This is a genomic window from Flavobacterium luteum, assembly GCF_008806775.1.
Taxonomy (GTDB): domain Bacteria; phylum Bacteroidota; class Bacteroidia; order Flavobacteriales; family Flavobacteriaceae; genus Flavobacterium; species Flavobacterium luteum.
The window spans coordinates 116291-133293 of the sequence record NZ_WAEM01000002.1 but is presented as its reverse complement, the minus strand read 5'-3'; the positions used below and the strand labels follow the sequence as shown (position 1 = coordinate 133293).

At 32.4% G+C, this 17003-nt stretch carries 12 protein-coding genes; 3 read left to right on the top strand and 9 right to left on the bottom strand.

Annotation, left to right across the window (positions count from 1 at the left end):
* Positions 1 to 66: 66 nt before the first annotated feature.
* Positions 67 to 1596: an L-aspartate oxidase gene (nadB, locus tag F6464_RS04375; protein ID WP_151106590.1), complete on the bottom strand. Its 1530-nt coding sequence runs from the start codon at positions 1594 to 1596 to the stop codon at positions 67 to 69.
* Positions 1596 to 2525 carry a quinolinate synthase NadA gene (nadA, locus tag F6464_RS04370; RefSeq protein WP_151106589.1) on the bottom strand — a complete coding sequence of 310 codons (930 nt, stop codon included), beginning with the start codon at positions 2523 to 2525 and terminating at the stop codon, positions 1596 to 1598. The genes nadB and nadA overlap by 1 nt, the downstream gene beginning before the upstream one ends.
* Before the next feature lie 236 nt (positions 2526 to 2761).
* Between nadA and F6464_RS04365 the strand changes: the two genes are divergently transcribed.
* Complete coding sequence (locus tag F6464_RS04365) at positions 2762 to 4582, top strand: hypothetical protein (protein ID WP_151106588.1); 1821 nt, start codon at positions 2762 to 2764, stop codon at positions 4580 to 4582.
* On the opposite strand, the gene F6464_RS04360 is transcribed toward F6464_RS04365, so the two are convergent.
* A complete protein-coding gene (locus F6464_RS04360) occupies positions 4572 to 5699 on the bottom strand; it encodes an SDR family oxidoreductase (RefSeq protein ID WP_225318029.1) in 1128 nt (375 codons plus the stop codon). The two genes, F6464_RS04365 and F6464_RS04360, sit on opposite strands and share 11 nt — an antisense overlap.
* A gap of 253 nt (positions 5700 to 5952) precedes the next feature.
* Between F6464_RS04360 and F6464_RS04355 the strand changes: the two genes are divergently transcribed.
* Complete coding sequence (locus tag F6464_RS04355; RefSeq protein WP_151106586.1) at positions 5953 to 6333, top strand: hypothetical protein; 381 nt, start codon at positions 5953 to 5955, stop codon at positions 6331 to 6333.
* A gap of 144 nt (positions 6334 to 6477) precedes the next feature.
* Here the strand turns inward: F6464_RS04355 and lysS are convergent, their stop codons facing one another.
* A complete protein-coding gene (lysS, locus tag F6464_RS04350; RefSeq protein WP_151106585.1) occupies positions 6478 to 8187 on the bottom strand; it encodes a lysine--tRNA ligase in 1710 nt (569 codons plus the stop codon).
* A gap of 181 nt (positions 8188 to 8368) precedes the next feature.
* Between lysS and lipB the strand changes: the two genes are divergently transcribed.
* The gene (gene lipB / locus F6464_RS04345; protein WP_151106584.1) at positions 8369 to 9079 is read left to right on the top strand and encodes a lipoyl(octanoyl) transferase LipB; all 711 of its coding nucleotides are present in this window, start codon (positions 8369 to 8371) and stop codon (positions 9077 to 9079) included.
* Here the strand turns inward: lipB and F6464_RS04340 are convergent.
* The 5 genes from F6464_RS04340 to F6464_RS04320 form a co-directional block, all read right to left on the bottom strand.
* Positions 9068 to 9733: a ribonuclease HII gene (locus F6464_RS04340; protein ID WP_151106583.1), complete on the bottom strand. Its 666-nt coding sequence runs from the start codon at positions 9731 to 9733 to the stop codon at positions 9068 to 9070. The genes lipB and F6464_RS04340 overlap by 12 nt on opposite strands.
* An 87-nt stretch (positions 9734 to 9820) precedes the next feature.
* Positions 9821 to 11161 carry a DUF4302 domain-containing protein gene (locus tag F6464_RS04335; RefSeq protein WP_317132229.1) on the bottom strand — a complete coding sequence of 447 codons (1341 nt, stop codon included), beginning with the start codon at positions 11159 to 11161 and terminating at the stop codon, positions 9821 to 9823.
* 46 nt (positions 11162 to 11207) lie between these two features.
* Positions 11208 to 12068, bottom strand: coding sequence for a zinc-binding metallopeptidase (locus F6464_RS04330; RefSeq protein WP_151106581.1), 861 nt, complete (start codon positions 12066 to 12068; stop codon positions 11208 to 11210).
* A 24-nt stretch (positions 12069 to 12092) separates the two neighbouring features.
* On the bottom strand, positions 12093 to 13571 hold the full coding sequence (locus F6464_RS04325; RefSeq protein ID WP_151106580.1) for a RagB/SusD family nutrient uptake outer membrane protein: 1479 nt from the start codon (positions 13569 to 13571) through the stop codon (positions 12093 to 12095).
* A gap of 5 nt (positions 13572 to 13576) precedes the next feature.
* The gene (locus F6464_RS04320; RefSeq protein ID WP_151106579.1) at positions 13577 to 16942 is read right to left on the bottom strand and encodes a SusC/RagA family TonB-linked outer membrane protein; all 3366 of its coding nucleotides are present in this window, start codon (positions 16940 to 16942) and stop codon (positions 13577 to 13579) included.
* Positions 16943 to 17003: the final 61 nt, after the last annotated feature.

The following is a 17003-nucleotide window of genomic DNA, read 5'->3' as shown; positions in this document are numbered from 1 at the left end:
TTTTAAGTTTTAAAGGTTTAAATGTTAACAAAAATTTATTATTTTTAGTTTATTTCAAATGGGCAGTTAGATATTGATTTTTACAAATCCACCACGGTTTTCATTTCTTTCAATAGATTGTTGTACAATAAGTGTTCCAATGGCAATCATATTTTTTAATTCATAACTGGCTTTAGTAATCTGGTAGTTTCTACAAATAGAATCTATTTCAATTTGCCATTTAGAGAGTTGATCTTTAGCTTTAAGCAAGTCAGCATCGTTTCTAACAATTCCGGCATTTTGTCTCATTAGGAGTTGCAATTTCGATTTAAATTCAGAAATATACTTAGGATCAATCATTGGTTTTTCAATTCTTTCCCAGTCTGAAACAGTAATTTTTGAATTGCTTTCATTTATAGGTTGATGCGCTAAATACTCATAAATCTTATCTGAATATACCAAAGCTTCTAGTAAAGAATTGGATGCTAGTCGATTGGCTCCGTGAAGTCCAGTTTGAGAACATTCTCCGCAAGCAAATAAATTGTCTATTGATGTTTTTCCGTTTTTGTCAACTACAATTCCTCCACAGAGATAATGTTGAGCTGGAACAACTGGGATCCAATCTTTTGCAATATCTATTCCAACATTTTTACAACGTTTGTAAATCATTGGAAAATGTTTCATAAATTCCTCTAAATTCAAATGAGTACAATCCAAATATACACAATCGTCTCCTGATTTTTTAAGCTCTAAATCAATACTTTGTGAAACAATATCTCTAGAGGCTAAATCTCCTCGAGAATCATAATCAAGCATAAAACGATGTCCGTTTTTGGTGCGTAAATAGGCTCCAAAACCTCTAACTGCTTCTGAAATTAAAAACGAAGAAGAGCCAGACTTGTTTTCGTATAATGCCGTTGGATGAAACTGAATAAACTCCATGTCTTTTATAGTAGCATGAGCGCGATACGCCATTGCAATTCCGTCACCAGTAGCAATAATCGGATTAGTGGTATGTCCGTAAAGATGCCCTATTCCGCCAGTAGCAAGCAGTGTAAAATCTGACTTATAAGTTAAGATTTCATTGGTTTTCTCATTCAAAGCATACGCTCCGTAACAACAATTGTTGTCAGTTATTAAATCAAGAGCAAAATAATGATCTAAAACAGTAATATTTTCTTTATGGCTAACTTGATCTAAAATAGCGCGTTGTATTTCCTGTCCAGTCTGGTCTTTATGATGTACCACACGATTTTCTGAATGCCCTCCTTCTTTTCCTAAATCTAAAGTTCCTTTAGTATTTTTATCAAATTTGGCACCCCATTCTATAAGTTCTTTTAATCGTTTTGGTCCTTCAGTTACAACCATTTTCACCACTTCTTCATTGCATAATCCGTCACCACAAATTAGGGTATCTTCAATATGTTTTTGATAAGAATCTTCTATCTTGTCAGTCACAATTGCAATACCACCTTGAGCGTATTTTGTATTGGATTCGCCCGCATTCGATTTTGTAATAATAGTGATTTTCTTGTTTGGGAACTGCTCTGCAATTTTTATGGCAAACGTCAATCCAGCTACTCCTGAACCTATAATTAAATAATTGGTTTTTATCATTATTTAGATAATTCTAACATGCGTTTAATAGGTACTAAGGCTCTTTTTCTGATGTTTTCAGGAACAGTAATCTCAGGTGTTTCGTGCAATAAGCAATTGTAAAGTTTTTGTAAGGTATTCATTTTCATATACCCACATTCGCTACAGGCACAAGTGTTGTTCTCTTTAGCTGGTGCAGGAATTAATATTTTATGAGGCACTTCTTGTTGCATTTTATGTAAAATTCCAGCTTCGGTAGCAACAATAAATTTATGATTGGGATTGGTTTTTACATAATCAATCATTCCCGAAGTAGAACCTATATAGGCAGCTGTCTCTAAAATATGAGTTTCTGATTCAGGATGTGCTATAATTTTTGCATCGGGATGTTCTTTGTAAACAGCAATTAATTTATCTAATGAAAATGCTTCATGAACCACACAAGATCCATCCCATAGTAACATATCTCTTCCGGTTTTACTGATAATGTATTTACCTAAATTTTTATCTGGAGCAAATATTATTGGCGTGTCTTTTGGCACAGACTCAACAATTTTTATAGCATTAGATGAGGTGCAAACAATATCACTTAATGCTTTAATTTCAGCCGAACAATTTACATAAGTAATAACAATATGGTCGGGATGTGCGTCAGTAAATTTCTTGAATAAGTCAGGAGGGCATGATTCTGCCAATGAGCAACCTGCTTTTAAATCTGGAAGAATTACTTTCTTAGTTGGATTTAATATTTTAGCGGTTTCGGCCATGAAATGTACCCCAGCAAAAAGAATAATATCGGCATCGGTTTTAGCGGCCTCTATCGACAATCCTAAGCTATCACCAACATAATCAGCTACATCTTGAATATCAGCCTCTTGGTAATAATGTGCTAAAATAACGACATTTTTCTTTTTCTTTAATTCTATTATTTGCTCTTTAAGACTTTTCATCGTGTTGTATTAAAAGGAATTCTTAAGTTAAATAAATTTTAGAAATATTTTTTTTTCTAAAATGAAAAATAACAATACAAAAATAATACAAAAACGTGTAATCCCCTTTTTATTTAAGATTATAAATACACAAATATTGATTTTTTGTTTCATAGTAAAGGCAATATGATATTTATCAGGTTTTAAACCATCTGATTTTTTCAAATTTGTAATTTATTTTAATTAATCATAAAAAGATGACTAATAAATCATTACATACTTTTCATATTCCAGTTATGGGATTGGCATATACAATAGACAGCCCGATTAGAGTCGCAAAGTACGGAATTTCCTCAGTGATTTCTATCGCCGATGATGAGCTTATTGAAAAAATGAGAGCTTTTTATAGCGAAAAATTTGATGTTCCTTATCAAGAAATTACTCAAAAAATTCACGATTATCGTGCAGAACGAATTACTTCCTATTTGAATTTGGTTGATAAAATTGTAAACGAAAAATTCGAAAGCTTCAAAAACGAACTTTCCGAAAGTAAATTGGCGTTAGAAAGCTATATTGCTATGTTGCCTAATAAATCAGATGTAAAAAAAGGGTTGCAAAACATACTGCATGAAGGAATTGTTTTCAAAGAAAATATAAGAAACTTTCTAGACAATCATCTAAATCCAGGAGATATAGATGTTAATATTATGACTAAACTTGACAAAGATAATTTTATAAAGATTGAGCAATTACCAGTTGAGTTTAACGATGCTCATGCGGCACTTCGTGGTTTTGCTAATAGTAACTTAACTTCTTCGGTTGTGCTTTCAGCGGGAATGAATCCTAGGTTATTTAGTTATTTTGAAAACTTTGATGCTTTTTTTCCAGATTCAAGTAGTAAGTTAAAAAAGAAAATCATATTAAAGGTTAGCGATTTTAGATCGGCGATGATACAGGGGAATTTTTTAGCTAAAAAAGGTCTTTGGGTATCGGAATACCGAATAGAATCCGGCTTAAATTGTGGTGGACATGCATTTGCAACTGATGGGTTTTTATTAGGTCCCATTTTACAAGAATTCAAAGATAAAAAAGACCAATTAATTGATTCAGCACATGGCTTAATGATAAAAGCTTTGATGCAAAAAGGAAAACCAATTCCTACAACACCATTAGAATTAAAAATTACTGTACAAGGCGGAGTGGGAACTGCAGAGGAACATGATTTTTTACTAGAATACTACAATTTAGATTCTGTGGGTTGGGGAACTCCATTTCTTTTGGTTCCTGAAGCTACATCTGTTGATAAAGAAACACGGGAATTATTGATTAAAGCCAAAGAAAACGATTTGTATTTGAGTAATATTTCTCCATTAGGAGTGCCATTTAATACTTTGAGAGGTACATCTAACGAAATGTTCAAACAAAAACGTATCGAAAATAACCAGGCAGGAAGTTCTTGCCCGAAACGGTTTTTAGCACTAAGCAAAGAATTTGGAGCAGAAGGAATCTGTACTTCTTCGAAGAAATATCAGGATGCGAAATTGAATGAACTTAACGAAATAAAAAACACTTTGTCAGTTTCAACTTTCGAAAAAATTAAATTTAGCATTACTGAAAAAGCATGTCTTTGCGTGGGTCTTGCCAATGCTTCTTATTTAGAGAACGACATTATGATTAAAGGTCAGTCACAAGGAGTGGTAATTTGTCCTGGACCAAACATGGCTTATTTTGACAAGGAAGTTTCGCTTTCTGAAATGGTGCAACATATATATGGAAACGCTAATGTGATGACCGATACCGATCGTCCAAATCTTTTTGTAAAAGAATTGAAAATGTATATTGACTATTTGAAGAACGAAATTAGTGGAGCGACTGCTGATTTGACCGCTGGACAGGTAAAAAAATGGAATGCTTTCAAAAATAATATATTGGACGGAATTGCTTATTACGAAAATTTATTAGCAACAACTTCTTATTTTGAAAACTTAAAAAAAGATATTTACAAACAACTTTTATGTTATAAAAAGGCAATAAATGAAATTAGGATACCAGTTTTAACTATTGAATTTACACATTAATATCTTTAAAATTCTGATTTTTTGCATGCCGAATCATATTGGTAAATTCTTCTTGGTCTAATCTGGGAATTTCAAGGATTGAACTTAGTAAAGTAGTATCATATTCATTAGGTTCTGAAGTGAAGTATGGGTTTAAATGCTTGCCAATACTTTCGTAATACAGTTTTTCGATAGTATTTTTATACTTGAATTCTAGAGGATTTTGTATTAACGTAAAATTAGTATAGCCAACTTCTTTCAGTATTACTTGCAATCCATTAGACATGTTATAGCTTTTTTCATGCACAATGTTGAGTTGTTCAATATCATTTCTTTCAAAAACATTTACAATGACTTTTGCAACATAGTCTAATGGAACAACATTTAAAACAGTGTCGTCATTAACAATAAAACGCACGTTTTCTTGTTCAACTTTTCGAAGAGTATTAAAGTAAAAAAACTTAGCTAAAAGATAAAAAACCATATATTTTGGAATGAAATATCGATTTTCAATGCCTAACATTTTTCCACCTATAACACTTGGTCTCAAAATTTGAAATGGCAGGCCAAGTTTGTTACATTCGCTAGCAATATAATTCTCAGAGTGAAATTTGGCAGCTTCGTAAGCATTACGATGTTCTGGTTTGAAATCTAAATTATGAAAATCATTTTTAATTAATCCTTTTCGTATTCCTGATGAAAAAGCAGTTCCGATATAAATAAATTTTTTGATAAATGGATGAAAAGTTGTAAAAAGAGCTTTAGTGATTTTAGTGTTTTCATCAAAAATTACTTTTTTTTGACTCTCATCAGTTGATAAATTTACGAATCCAGAAGAATGAATGAAATATGAACCTCTAATTTCTTCTGTAAAATCGGCATTAAGTGATTCTAAATCAGAGTCAATTATTTTTATGTATGAATGCAATTTTTCTAAACCTTGTTCTTTAATTAATGTAGGAGTGTAATTGCTTGACAACAATTCGTTTATTCTATCAAGCGCTGATTTTTTTCCTTTGTTTCTAGCAATAAGAAATAATTTCCCTTCTGTTTTTTCAAGTATTAAAAGTTCTAAGATTTCATACATTATATGAGAGCCTAAAACTCCGGTCGCACCTGTAAGTATAATTTTCATCATTGTTTTCTTCTAAAAGCAAATATAGATTTAATAAATCAAGATAATAACTAATATTAAAATAATAGCATAATATCATTTTATTAAAAAATCAACCTAATAGGTGCGATTCATGAGCGTTTTTCCATCGACAAACAACATGAAATTTGTTAATAATTGATGTTCAAAGAGTTTTCTTTCATTTAAACGATTTTAATTTTTTAATAAAAATTTAGCGCATAATTTTGTCAAGTAATCTTTAAAAAAGTAGAACATTATGGACGATATTTTCAATCAAGTATATAGGAAAGATTATTTTGAAGGATATGAAAATGGTTTAAATCCATTTGTACAATTACTAAATTGCAAAAAAGCAAGTTTAGCATTTACTTCTGGCTTTACAAATGGCCGAATAGAATATGAGAATTGTAATGGTTTTGTCACTAACGGAATTCCCGATAAAATTGTTACAAGCAAAGTTTTAGAAGAATTTCTTCTAGCTGGAATTTTAGGAATGAAAATAGATGCTGATGGTTATACCGATATTCAGATTAACACTATAGAAAAATGGTATGAAAGTGGTGTAGAAAAATACGATCCCAATCAAAACATCTATCTTTTAGCATTGTTAGAGCAAAACGGAATTCTTACAAGCTAAGATAAAAAAATAGTATGAAAACTTCGCCAATTTTATTTCACAATTTATCTTTGAATAGTAAAAAAATCATCCTCATAATTGCTTTGATTCTATTTTTATCTAATAATCGGTATCTATTATTTGGAACTATAATTAATGTTTTATTTACTCTTTCAATCGGCACGCCTTAATATCACCATTAACTACTACTTCTGTCATTCCTAATGCAGATAGATTCTTCATGGCTTTGTCCCATTTTTTGCCGCTCAATTCTGATTTGATTTTTAGCAAACCAAATTCCATAAGATTATTATTTTCTTGCAAAATTGCGACAATAACTTTTTCTTCATCTTCCAACTCAATTTGAACTTGTTTTTTCTCTGGTCGCATTTGCGGAAAGAATAAGACTTCCTGAATAGATGAATTATTTGTCAAAAACATCATTAAACGATCCATTCCAATTCCTAATCCAGATGTTGGTGGCATTCCGTATTCGAGAGCTCTTAGGAAATCTTCATCTATTGTTCCGTTAGCTTCATCATCGCCTTTTTCAGCTAAACGCATTTGGTCTTCGAAACGTTCTCTTTGATCAATTGGGTCATTCAATTCAGAATAGGCGTTGGCTACCTCTTTGCCACAAACCATCAATTCAAAACGTTCTGTAAGTTCTGGATTGTTACGGTGTTGTTTACACAATGGTGACATTTCCTTAGGATAGTCGGTAATAAATGTAGGTTGAATATAATTTCCTTCGCATTTGGCTCCAAAAATCTCATCAATCAATTTTCCTTTTCCCATGGTTTTGTCAACATCAATTCCCATGCCTTTTGCAGCATCATATAATTCAGATTCAGATTTTCCTGAAATATCAAAACCCGTAAAGTGTTTGATAGAATCGGTCATGGTAACACGGGCATAAGGTGCTTTAAAATTAATTTTATGCTCCCCAAAAGTAGCTTCACTAGTTCCGTTTACGCCAATAGCGCAATGCTCTAACAAATTTTCGGTAAAGTTCATCATCCAGTTGTAGTCTTTGTAGGCTACATATATTTCCATTGCGGTAAACTCTGGGTTGTGCGTTCTGTCCATTCCTTCGTTACGGAAGTTTTTCGAAAACTCATACACTCCATCAAAACCACCTACAATCAATCTTTTTAGATACAATTCGTTCGCAATTCGCATATAAAGCGGAATGTCAAGCGAGTTGTGATGGGTAATAAAAGGTCTAGCGGCAGCACCACCAGGAATGGGTTGCAAAACAGGAGTTTCAACTTCTAAATAGCCTTTATTATTAAAAAAGGATCGCATCGAATTGAACAATTTTGTTCTCTTGATAAACGTTTCTTTCACATGGTCGTTTACAGTCAAATCTACATAGCGACGACGGTATCTTTGTTCAGGATCTGAAAAAGCATCATGTGCTTTACCTTCAGCATCAATTTTTACAACTGGGAGCGGTTTTAAAGCTTTCGCCAAAACGGTTAAACCATAAATATGAACGGAAATTTCGCCTACTTGCGTTTTAAAAACGGTACCTCGAACTCCTATAAAATCGCCGATGTCTAATAGCTTTTTGAAAACCACATTATACATGGTTTTCTCCTCGTCAGTAGAAATATCATCTCTAGAAACATATACTTGAATTCGACCTTCAGCATCCTTCAATTCTGCAAATGAAGCTTTTCCCATGATGCGTTTTCCCATCAATCTTCCCGCTAAAACAACTTCTTTACCCTCGAATTTTTCGAAATTAGCAAGTATTTCGTTAGAATAAGCTGTAGTTGTAAATTCGGCTGCTGGATAAGGTTCAATACCTAAATTTCGTAATTCTGTAAGTGCTTCTCTACGTAAGATTTCTTGTTCGGATAAGGCCATGTATTCTAATTTTAAGAGTGCAAAGATAGGTTATAAGTTATAAAGTTGCAAAGGGACAAAGGCTCAAAGTTGAAAAGTAAGAAACAGTAAATTTGAAATGTAATTTTGGTATATAAAAATTGATGGCTACAATCTAAAACCTTTGTACCTTTGAAACCTAAAACCTTTGTCTCTTTATAAAATGAACAAAATAGTACAACTTCAAGATTTAGGTTTAAAAGACTATAAAGCGACTTGGGAGTATCAAGAATCACTTTTTAAAGAAGTTGTCGAGATAAAAATTAAAAACCGAAATTCAAACTCCCATCTTCCAACTCCTAACTTCCTACTTTTAGTAGAACATCCTCATGTGTATACTTTAGGTAAAAGTGGCGATTTAGAAAATCTATTATTAAACGAAAAGCAACTGGAAGCTAAAGGAGCAACTTTCTACAAAATTAATCGTGGAGGAGACATTACTTATCACGGACCAGGGCAAATAGTGGGATATCCTATATTAGATTTAGAAAATTTTTTTACAGATATACACAAGTATTTGCGATTTTTAGAGGAAGCAATTATATTGACTTTGCAAGAATACGGATTAGTATGTGGCAGAAGCGAGGGAGAAACTGGAGTTTGGCTGGGAGTAGGAACTCCATTTGCACGTAAAATTTGCGCTATGGGTGTTCGGGCTTCACGTTGGGTAACGATGCACGGTTTTGCCTTAAACGTCAATGTCGATTTGGGTTATTTCGATAATATTATTCCCTGTGGTATTCGAGGTAAAGCTGTTACTTCTTTAAACGTTGAGCTCGGTGTTGAGAAAGTGGATGAAGCCGAAGTGAAAGCTAAAATTTTAAAACATTTTTCTGAATTGTTTGAGGCGGAAATCCAAAATTTAAAATTCTAAATCTAAATTCAATTGTTCTGGCAGCAAGCGAAACGTCATCCTGTGGTATTTAGTTACACCATGTATTCGTATTGCTTCACGATGCTCTTTTGTTGGATAGCCTTTATTTTGTTTCCAATTATACATAGGGAATTCCTCGTGAATAGTATTCATGTAAGCATCTCGCTCCGTTTTTGCTAAAACCGAAGCTGCGGCAATACTTAAATATTTTGAATCCCCATTAATAATACTTTGGTTGGGAATTGACTTTAAAATTTTGATTTCATTTTTTGAAAACTGTTTTCCAAAAACGCTTACTAATCCCAATTTGGCATTCAAGGAACGGTTTCCATCTACGATAATAAATTCAGGCTTTGGGTTTAATTTCAAAATACATTCTTGCATGGCTTTCATCGAAGCATTTAGAATGTTAATTTCGTCAATCTCCTTCGGGAACAAATGTGTTATAGCATACGAAAGTGATTGTTCTTTGATAATTGATTTTAATTTTTCTCTTATTTTTTCAGATAATTGCTTGGAGTCATTTAATAATTCATTCTGAAAATCTGGTGGAAGAACAACCACTGCGGCTGTTACAGGACCAGCAAGACAACCACGTCCTGCTTCGTCAGTACCACTTTCATATTTAAAATCAGAAAAGTTGTTTTTTAACATATTTTAAAATAAAATACAAATAACTGAAACTATATTTAATAAAAAAGGTTGCCTTGAAAAGACAACCTTTTTTGAAAATTTATTTATTTATTGAAACGAATAAGTGGTTATTCTAAATGGTGTTGTTGTACTTGTAAAAGTATAAATATCATTAGAAAAAGCGATATTAAAGTTTTCTTTTTTAACATAAAGACCAGATGAATTCATTATTTGATCGTCTAAATTTTTTAAAAAAGCGGGAGCAGCAATTGTTTTGCCATTTTCTTGCCATGCTCCAGGTGTAAAAATTATTGCCTTGTTTATTTCATCTTCAGTTGTTGTAAAGAGATGTAATATTGCCTTCTTTCCTCCAGTAAATGTATATGCTACATAATTGAAGGGACCATCATTAAAAATAAATTGAACTCTATCAATTGCTACGCCAGGAGGAAGTCCTGCATTTATTTCATTAATAATAGATTCAAACAGAGGTGAGTTTGATGATGCTCCCTCAAGGTATTCTGCAATATATCCAAATCCTGTTTCTGGATTTCCAGACAATAAATCTTTATAATCATCTGTTAAAAGCGGAGGAATATTGGTGCTGCCAATTATTGCAGAAACACCACCTGTTCCAGTTGCTACAAAGTTTTTAGTTTCTGAATCATATGTAAAAACAGATAATTTTTGACCGTTGACCGTTAGGGCTGGTTTTACAATAATTCCAGTTGGAGTATAAGCAATTGCGAAAGATTTAGTTTCATCTGATGAAACATCAATAGGAGTGGCATCTGCAAAACGTGAAGGAACATCATAATTGAAATCGAATTTTTCAATAGTATTTCCATCATTTGTTTCTAAGAATTTAAACAGGGAGGAATCTATTGTGCCAGTTAAATTTGCACGTATAGTTGTGTTTTTTGCTAAATCGCCCCAATCTTGTGCGGTAGCCTTTACAAAACGCAATTCTTCAAAACTTCTATTGGTTCTGAAAATAATTTCGCCATTTTCTTGCCCATAATACAAAAACTGGAAATCACCCTTATATCCTTGTCCTCTTAATTCGGCTGTTGGATAATTGTCAGAATCTGAAAGGAGATGTATTCTATTTCTTGTTGTAAACAATAAACTTACAGTACTTCCTAATTCTAATTTATATTCACTACTACTTATAGAAGTGTCTTCATCAAAATCAGAAGCCATGTCTACATTTTTCAAATCTTTAAATTTGAATAAATGCGTAAAACCACCTAGTTGAGTACTGTCAGTAAAATACACTGCTTTCCAACCATATTCTGAGGAAAGTAGAATGTCTGATAATTCTTTAGTACGGGTATTTAATCTTTCAGTTGCGTTTTGATCAAATACAGTGATGTCCTCCTTGTTCTCACAGCCAACAAATTGCAATGTAATTATTAGAATTAGAATGAGCTTTATTAAATTTTTCATTTTCATTTATTTTTTATTTGCAGTGCTATTTTAGCACAAGATTTAATTAATCGTTTACAACTTTATCCGTATTTCTCTCTGCAGCATCTCTTAAAGCATAAAAATCGATATTAAATGCTTGCTTGAAATAACTTACAACCAATGCTTCTTTAGCTTTAATATCAAAATAGGCTTTGTCGCTAACAATACTATCCAGTATATTTTGATATTCGTCTTTTGAATAGGTTAGCATTATAGAAGCCATTTCGGCAAAATCTTCAATAACGCTGGCTCTAGCATAATCGGTTATAAAGCCTTCTTCTCTAGCTTGTTCTATTGGTGTTGCGTACCAGTTTGTTGTATAACCTGCAGGTGTTATTTTTTCAAAAGCCTGTTCGTTAAATGGTTTCGTTTGATTTAAGATATGAATATACTCATGTTGAATAGTTGCTATAAATCGTTGAACATTTTCTCTGTCTTTTTTGTTAACGTTATCGGTTTCAAATAAAGTAATACGTTGTCCCGCCTCTGCTAATCCTAGGGTAACGGTTCCTGTGGTGTTCAAATTAATTCCTCCAACAAGGACTATTTCTCTAGGAGCAATTTTTTTTACAAAATCAGGACCACCAAGTTCGGTATAACTGTCTAGCCATATTGTTTTAACAATTTCTAAAACAGGTTGTACTTTGTTTTGAAAAGGTGGAAATAAAAAACGATTGTTATCTACCTTATTCTGATTCCAAGAGTAATATACTGCAATATTATACGGATTTACATAATTGGTATCTATCCAATTATCTAATGCTGAATTTTCAGGATTAGAATCCGGCAACTGACTGCTTGTTAGTTTGTCATCACTTGAACAACTAATCATTACTGAAATTAGCAGTATTGTGACGATTTTAAATAAATTATTTTTTGTTTTCATAATATTTAAAAGTAATTTAATAAATTATCTTGGGTTTTTTTCTATTCCTTGATTACTAGCTGCTAAGGGTATTTGTAACACGCGTCTTTTATCTCCTTTTTGTAAAATATTAGGTGGAGCATCAAAAAAGCGGTGTGTAATTTTCAAATCAAAACGTCTAATATCAAACCAACGCAAACCTTCATGAAGAAAATCTCTTTTTCTTACATCGGCCAACGCTTTGATATAAGAGGCTTGTTTAGGAGTTAGCCCATAAAAAGGAGTAAACTCATTTACAATTACAGGATATTGGTCAAGAATTAATTCTTCGGTAATAATATCGTTATCAGGGTCATACCCATCGGTTCTAGTGCCAATAAAGTATTGCAATTCAACATTTGCCAAATCAAATTGATTGGTCATGATATGTGCCTCAATTCTGTTTAAGAAAAACTCATCGTTACTCAATAAAACTAGAGTATTATAAGGCTCTCCGATACCTGCATTAGCATTGGTAATTTTAAAATATTCAAAATATTTAGGAATGAAATTGGTTATATTTCCATTATATGATAGGGTTTGATACAACCAATCTTTACCAAAAACATTGGTTTGGCTGCCTAATATTTCACCTTCATCTGCACCAGTTAACTGATATCTATTAGAATAAAAACTTCTAAAATATACACTGTTTACAGAAGCAAGTAATAGATTAGTTCCTTCATCAGCACTACTGTAGTTTATTTGTCTTGTTCTAAAATCAACATCAAGATACGATTGGTAATCTCTTAATTTATTTACGGGATTTGATCCCAATTCTGTTGAAACTGAAATGACTTTATCCCATTCTCCTTTTACTAAATAAAACCTACTTGCAAAACAATTTGCCGCTGATTTATTAAAATGAAATTTTTGGTGCTTATAATCATTTGTTACATATTTCAATCCTTCTTCTAAGTCTTTTTCTATAAAATTAAAAACTTCGGCAACCGTATTGCGTTTGTATTTTTTTAGTAAGATTGTTTCAGGTTCAAGTACATAAGGAATTCCTAAATCAGCAGCAGCAGTTGCTGGATTATAGGGTTTAGACCAAAGTGAAACGAGCATAAAATGAGCATAAGCGCGACATAATAATGCTTCTCCTTTTTGGGGTTCCAATTCTTTCGTATCTCCTAATTCTTTTATAGACGCTAATGCTTGATTGGCATGCGCTATAGCTTTGTAACAGGCTTCCCAATAGCTAGCAGGTGTGTCAAAATCTACTCTTATAGGTACATCCCAATTGTAATTTTGAGTATTGAATAGTGTTGTAAGGGTCTTGTCACCACTATCAAAAACGTTATCCGTCATTGTTTCTGTAAACTCCATGTAATTTGCTGCTGGATAGGCATTCACCAAAAGTTCTGAAATTTTTTCTGGTGTATTTATTTGAGTTCTATTATCAGGAATTTCCGAAAGAAAATCTTCACAACTACTAAATCCTATAGCAATCAAAAAATAGAAGGTTAATTTTATAGTTTTCATGTTTTTTAAATTGATAAATTTATTACAAATGTATACTGACTTGTTATTGGTAGCGAAACGCCACCTGATCTAAAAAATTCTGGGTCTTGACCGTTTAGTTTTTTGTCTGAATAAATCAATAACGGGTTTGTACTCACTAATTTAAAGTTGAAAGAAGACACTCCAAGTTTTTTCTTGAAATCTTTAGGGAATTCATAACCTAAGGAAATGTTTTTAAGCCTAACAAAAGCACCATCTGCTACTCTTGCATCAGAATAATTATAAGTGTTGTAGGCTATTCCCAAATCGGTTCCAGTAGAACTGTAATTTCTTATTAAAGCTTGATCTGCAATTACAGGAATAGAAGTGTAGTTTTCGTCTCCAGGGTTTAACCAACGGTTTTTAAATTCTTTAGTAAATACTGTCAAGTCATTGTATTGAGAAGAATATACGGGGTTTAATCTAATTTTATTTCCGCCAGAGGCTACTATGAATATATTTAAATTCCAGTTTTTATACGTAAATGTGTTTGATATACCTGCTGACTTGTTAGGCTCTATAGACCCTTCATATTTTAAATATTTGGTTATGTCCTCACTGTCTTGAAAATTGGCACCACCTACATTGTCAACAACGCCATCAGCCATAACAAAAGTAGGAATCCCTTGAGAGTTAAGGCCAGTAAATTGAAAAGAATATAACGAATTTCTAGGTCTTCCTACTGTATTTCCTCCAGTACCATCAACTAGTCCTAACACACTTGGCTGATTTTGTAAATTTGTAATTTCTTGTTTGAATACAGAAGCAGTGAATGTAGTAGACCATTTTACAGCAGTGTTTTTTAAATTTTGCGTGGTGATAGAAAGTTCCAATCCTTTAGTTTCCATATTGGCGTTATTGCCTAGTTTAGAACTTTGTCCACCTATGCCTGATGTAGTAATTACATCCACTAAATCAAACGCCTTTCGGCTATAAACATCCGTTGTTAACTGCAATCTATTGTCAAACAATCCTAAATCCATACCTATATTGGTTTCAAATTGTTTTTCCCAAGTTAAATCATTGTTTTGTAAATCCTGAATGTTTAAGCCGTTTTCTCGATCTCCTAAATTTAATCTATCGGTAATAAAACTTTGATAAATTGCTAATGAATTAGTAGCAGGACCTGCTGTAGCAGTAAGACCGTATGAAGCTCTAAATCCTAAAGTGCTAATAGTCTCAATTTTTTTTATGAATTCTTCTTCGCTTGCATTCCACTTCCCACTAAAAGTGTAGGTAGGCAACCATCTTGAGGAATTTGTATTTCCTTGTCTGTTAGACCCATCATATCTTCCAGTTATAGACCCAGTATATCTTCGGTCATAGGTATAGCCAATTTTACTAAAAAAACCTACAGTTCTTTCTCTCTCCTCATTAACTCCAAAATAAGAATTTCCACCCTCAAGTAATTTTGCCAAAATTTTAGGATCGGTAAAGGAGGTTAAACCTCTATCGTATTGCAACCCGAATGCTGTAAAATTATCACTACTTCTGTCAACAGATCGTAACTCTTGACCAAATAAAGCATCTAATTCGTGCAACTCTTTTAGTGTTTTTTTATAACTAAAACTATTTCTTATATTATAAGAGGTCAAAGCATTTGTAAATTTTCTTAAAATGCCTCCACTTGGCAAGACAGACACAGGTGGTTTTGTAATATTATCTGGATCTCTATATAAAAAAATGTTTGCATCTCTAACAATAGTAGTTTCATCTGCATTATAAGCTCCAACAACATTAGAATTCTCAAGGATATTATGCTCTCTTATGGTATTTGCATACCTTGAAGAAGCTGTAAAATTATAGGTTAATGCAGGACTAATTTTGTAACTCAAGTCAGCTTGAAACTTTATATCTTTAACTTGTATCTCAATATAATTATTCTTTAATTCGTTGATTATGTTTATTGGAGCCCAGTTATTTCTATAAAATTCTAAATTTCCATTTTCATCATAAGGCCTTAGTGCACGGTTAGTGTTTAGAACGTAATTAAACGGATTAATGTCAAAATCTCTTGTTGTACTTCCTGTAACGTTATCTCTTTGACTATCATAAGTTCCTGGAGCGCCTTGGTCTCTAACAGAAGCTTGGGTTTGAAGCGTTAAATTAAGTTTATCATTAATAAAAAAAGTGTTTTTTAAGTCGGCAGTAATCCTTTTAACATTATCAGCAATAGTCCAACCTGGGTCACTATAATATCCTAAAGAAGCAAAATAACTGTTGTTTTTTCCACCACCAGAAAAACTTAAGGAATGATTCTGAGATATAGACGGTCTAAACAATACTTTAAACCAATCCGTATTCGCCAATTCGTATTTTCTTAAAAATCTATTTTTACTTGCAGGATCGTTTCTCACTCCAAATTGCCCAGAAGTCTCATCATATCTATTTAATTCTTTAGCAAGTATATTGTACACACCGCCATATCTGCCTTGAGCTATCGTAGGTAGTTCTAGAAACCCTTTTGATTCTAATTCTTTTAGAATAACCATTGTTTCTTGAGAGTTCAAAATATTATATTGACTATAATTCGGTATAGTTCTCAAAGCTTGTTCATAAGAATAATTAATACTTAATGGAGTTTCTTTCTTTCCTTTTTTAGTAGTTACTACTACCACTCCATTTAAAGATCGTGAACCGTAAATAGCAGTAGCGGATGCATCTTTAAGAATTTCAATACTCAAAATATCATTTGCATTTAATCCTGCTACCGAAGATCCTAATAAAGTTTCTGAATTTCCAGAAGCTAAATCGGCAAACGAAAGATTAACAATGTCTTCTTGTACAATTCCATCAATTACCCAAAGCGGTTTCGTATCTCCAAAAATAGAAGAAGAACCACGTACTACTATTTTAGGAGCAGCTCCGAAAGTACCACTAACGTTTTGTACTGTAACTCCAGCAGCTTTACCTTCTATCATTCTACTTACATCAACTACACCTTCTACCTTTAAATCTTTTTCAGAAATTTTACTACTTGCTCCTGTAAACGTTCTTTTTGAAGTTGTTTCGTAACCAGTAGTAATTTTTACCTCATTCAATTCTTCTGCACTTTCTTCAAGAGCAACATTAATAGAAGTTTTATTGAGAACTTTTATTTCAATTTTTTTGTATCCAATAGAACTAAATATTAAAACCGCTTCGTTATCTTTAACTTTAATGGAATATTTACCATCAAAATCAGTAGAAACACCAAGTTTGCTGCCTTTAATAGTAACACTTACCCCCGGCAGTGGTAATTTATCTGATTTGGAAGTTACGGTTCCAGCTATTATCCTTTCTTGTGCGTATCCTTGTTGGCTTAAAGCTGAAAACAAAAAGAAAAAGAAATAAAAAAATACATTTTTTGTCATAATCGTTTAGTTATATTTTGCAACAAAATTAAAATAAAAAACAAATTAATAATATTATATT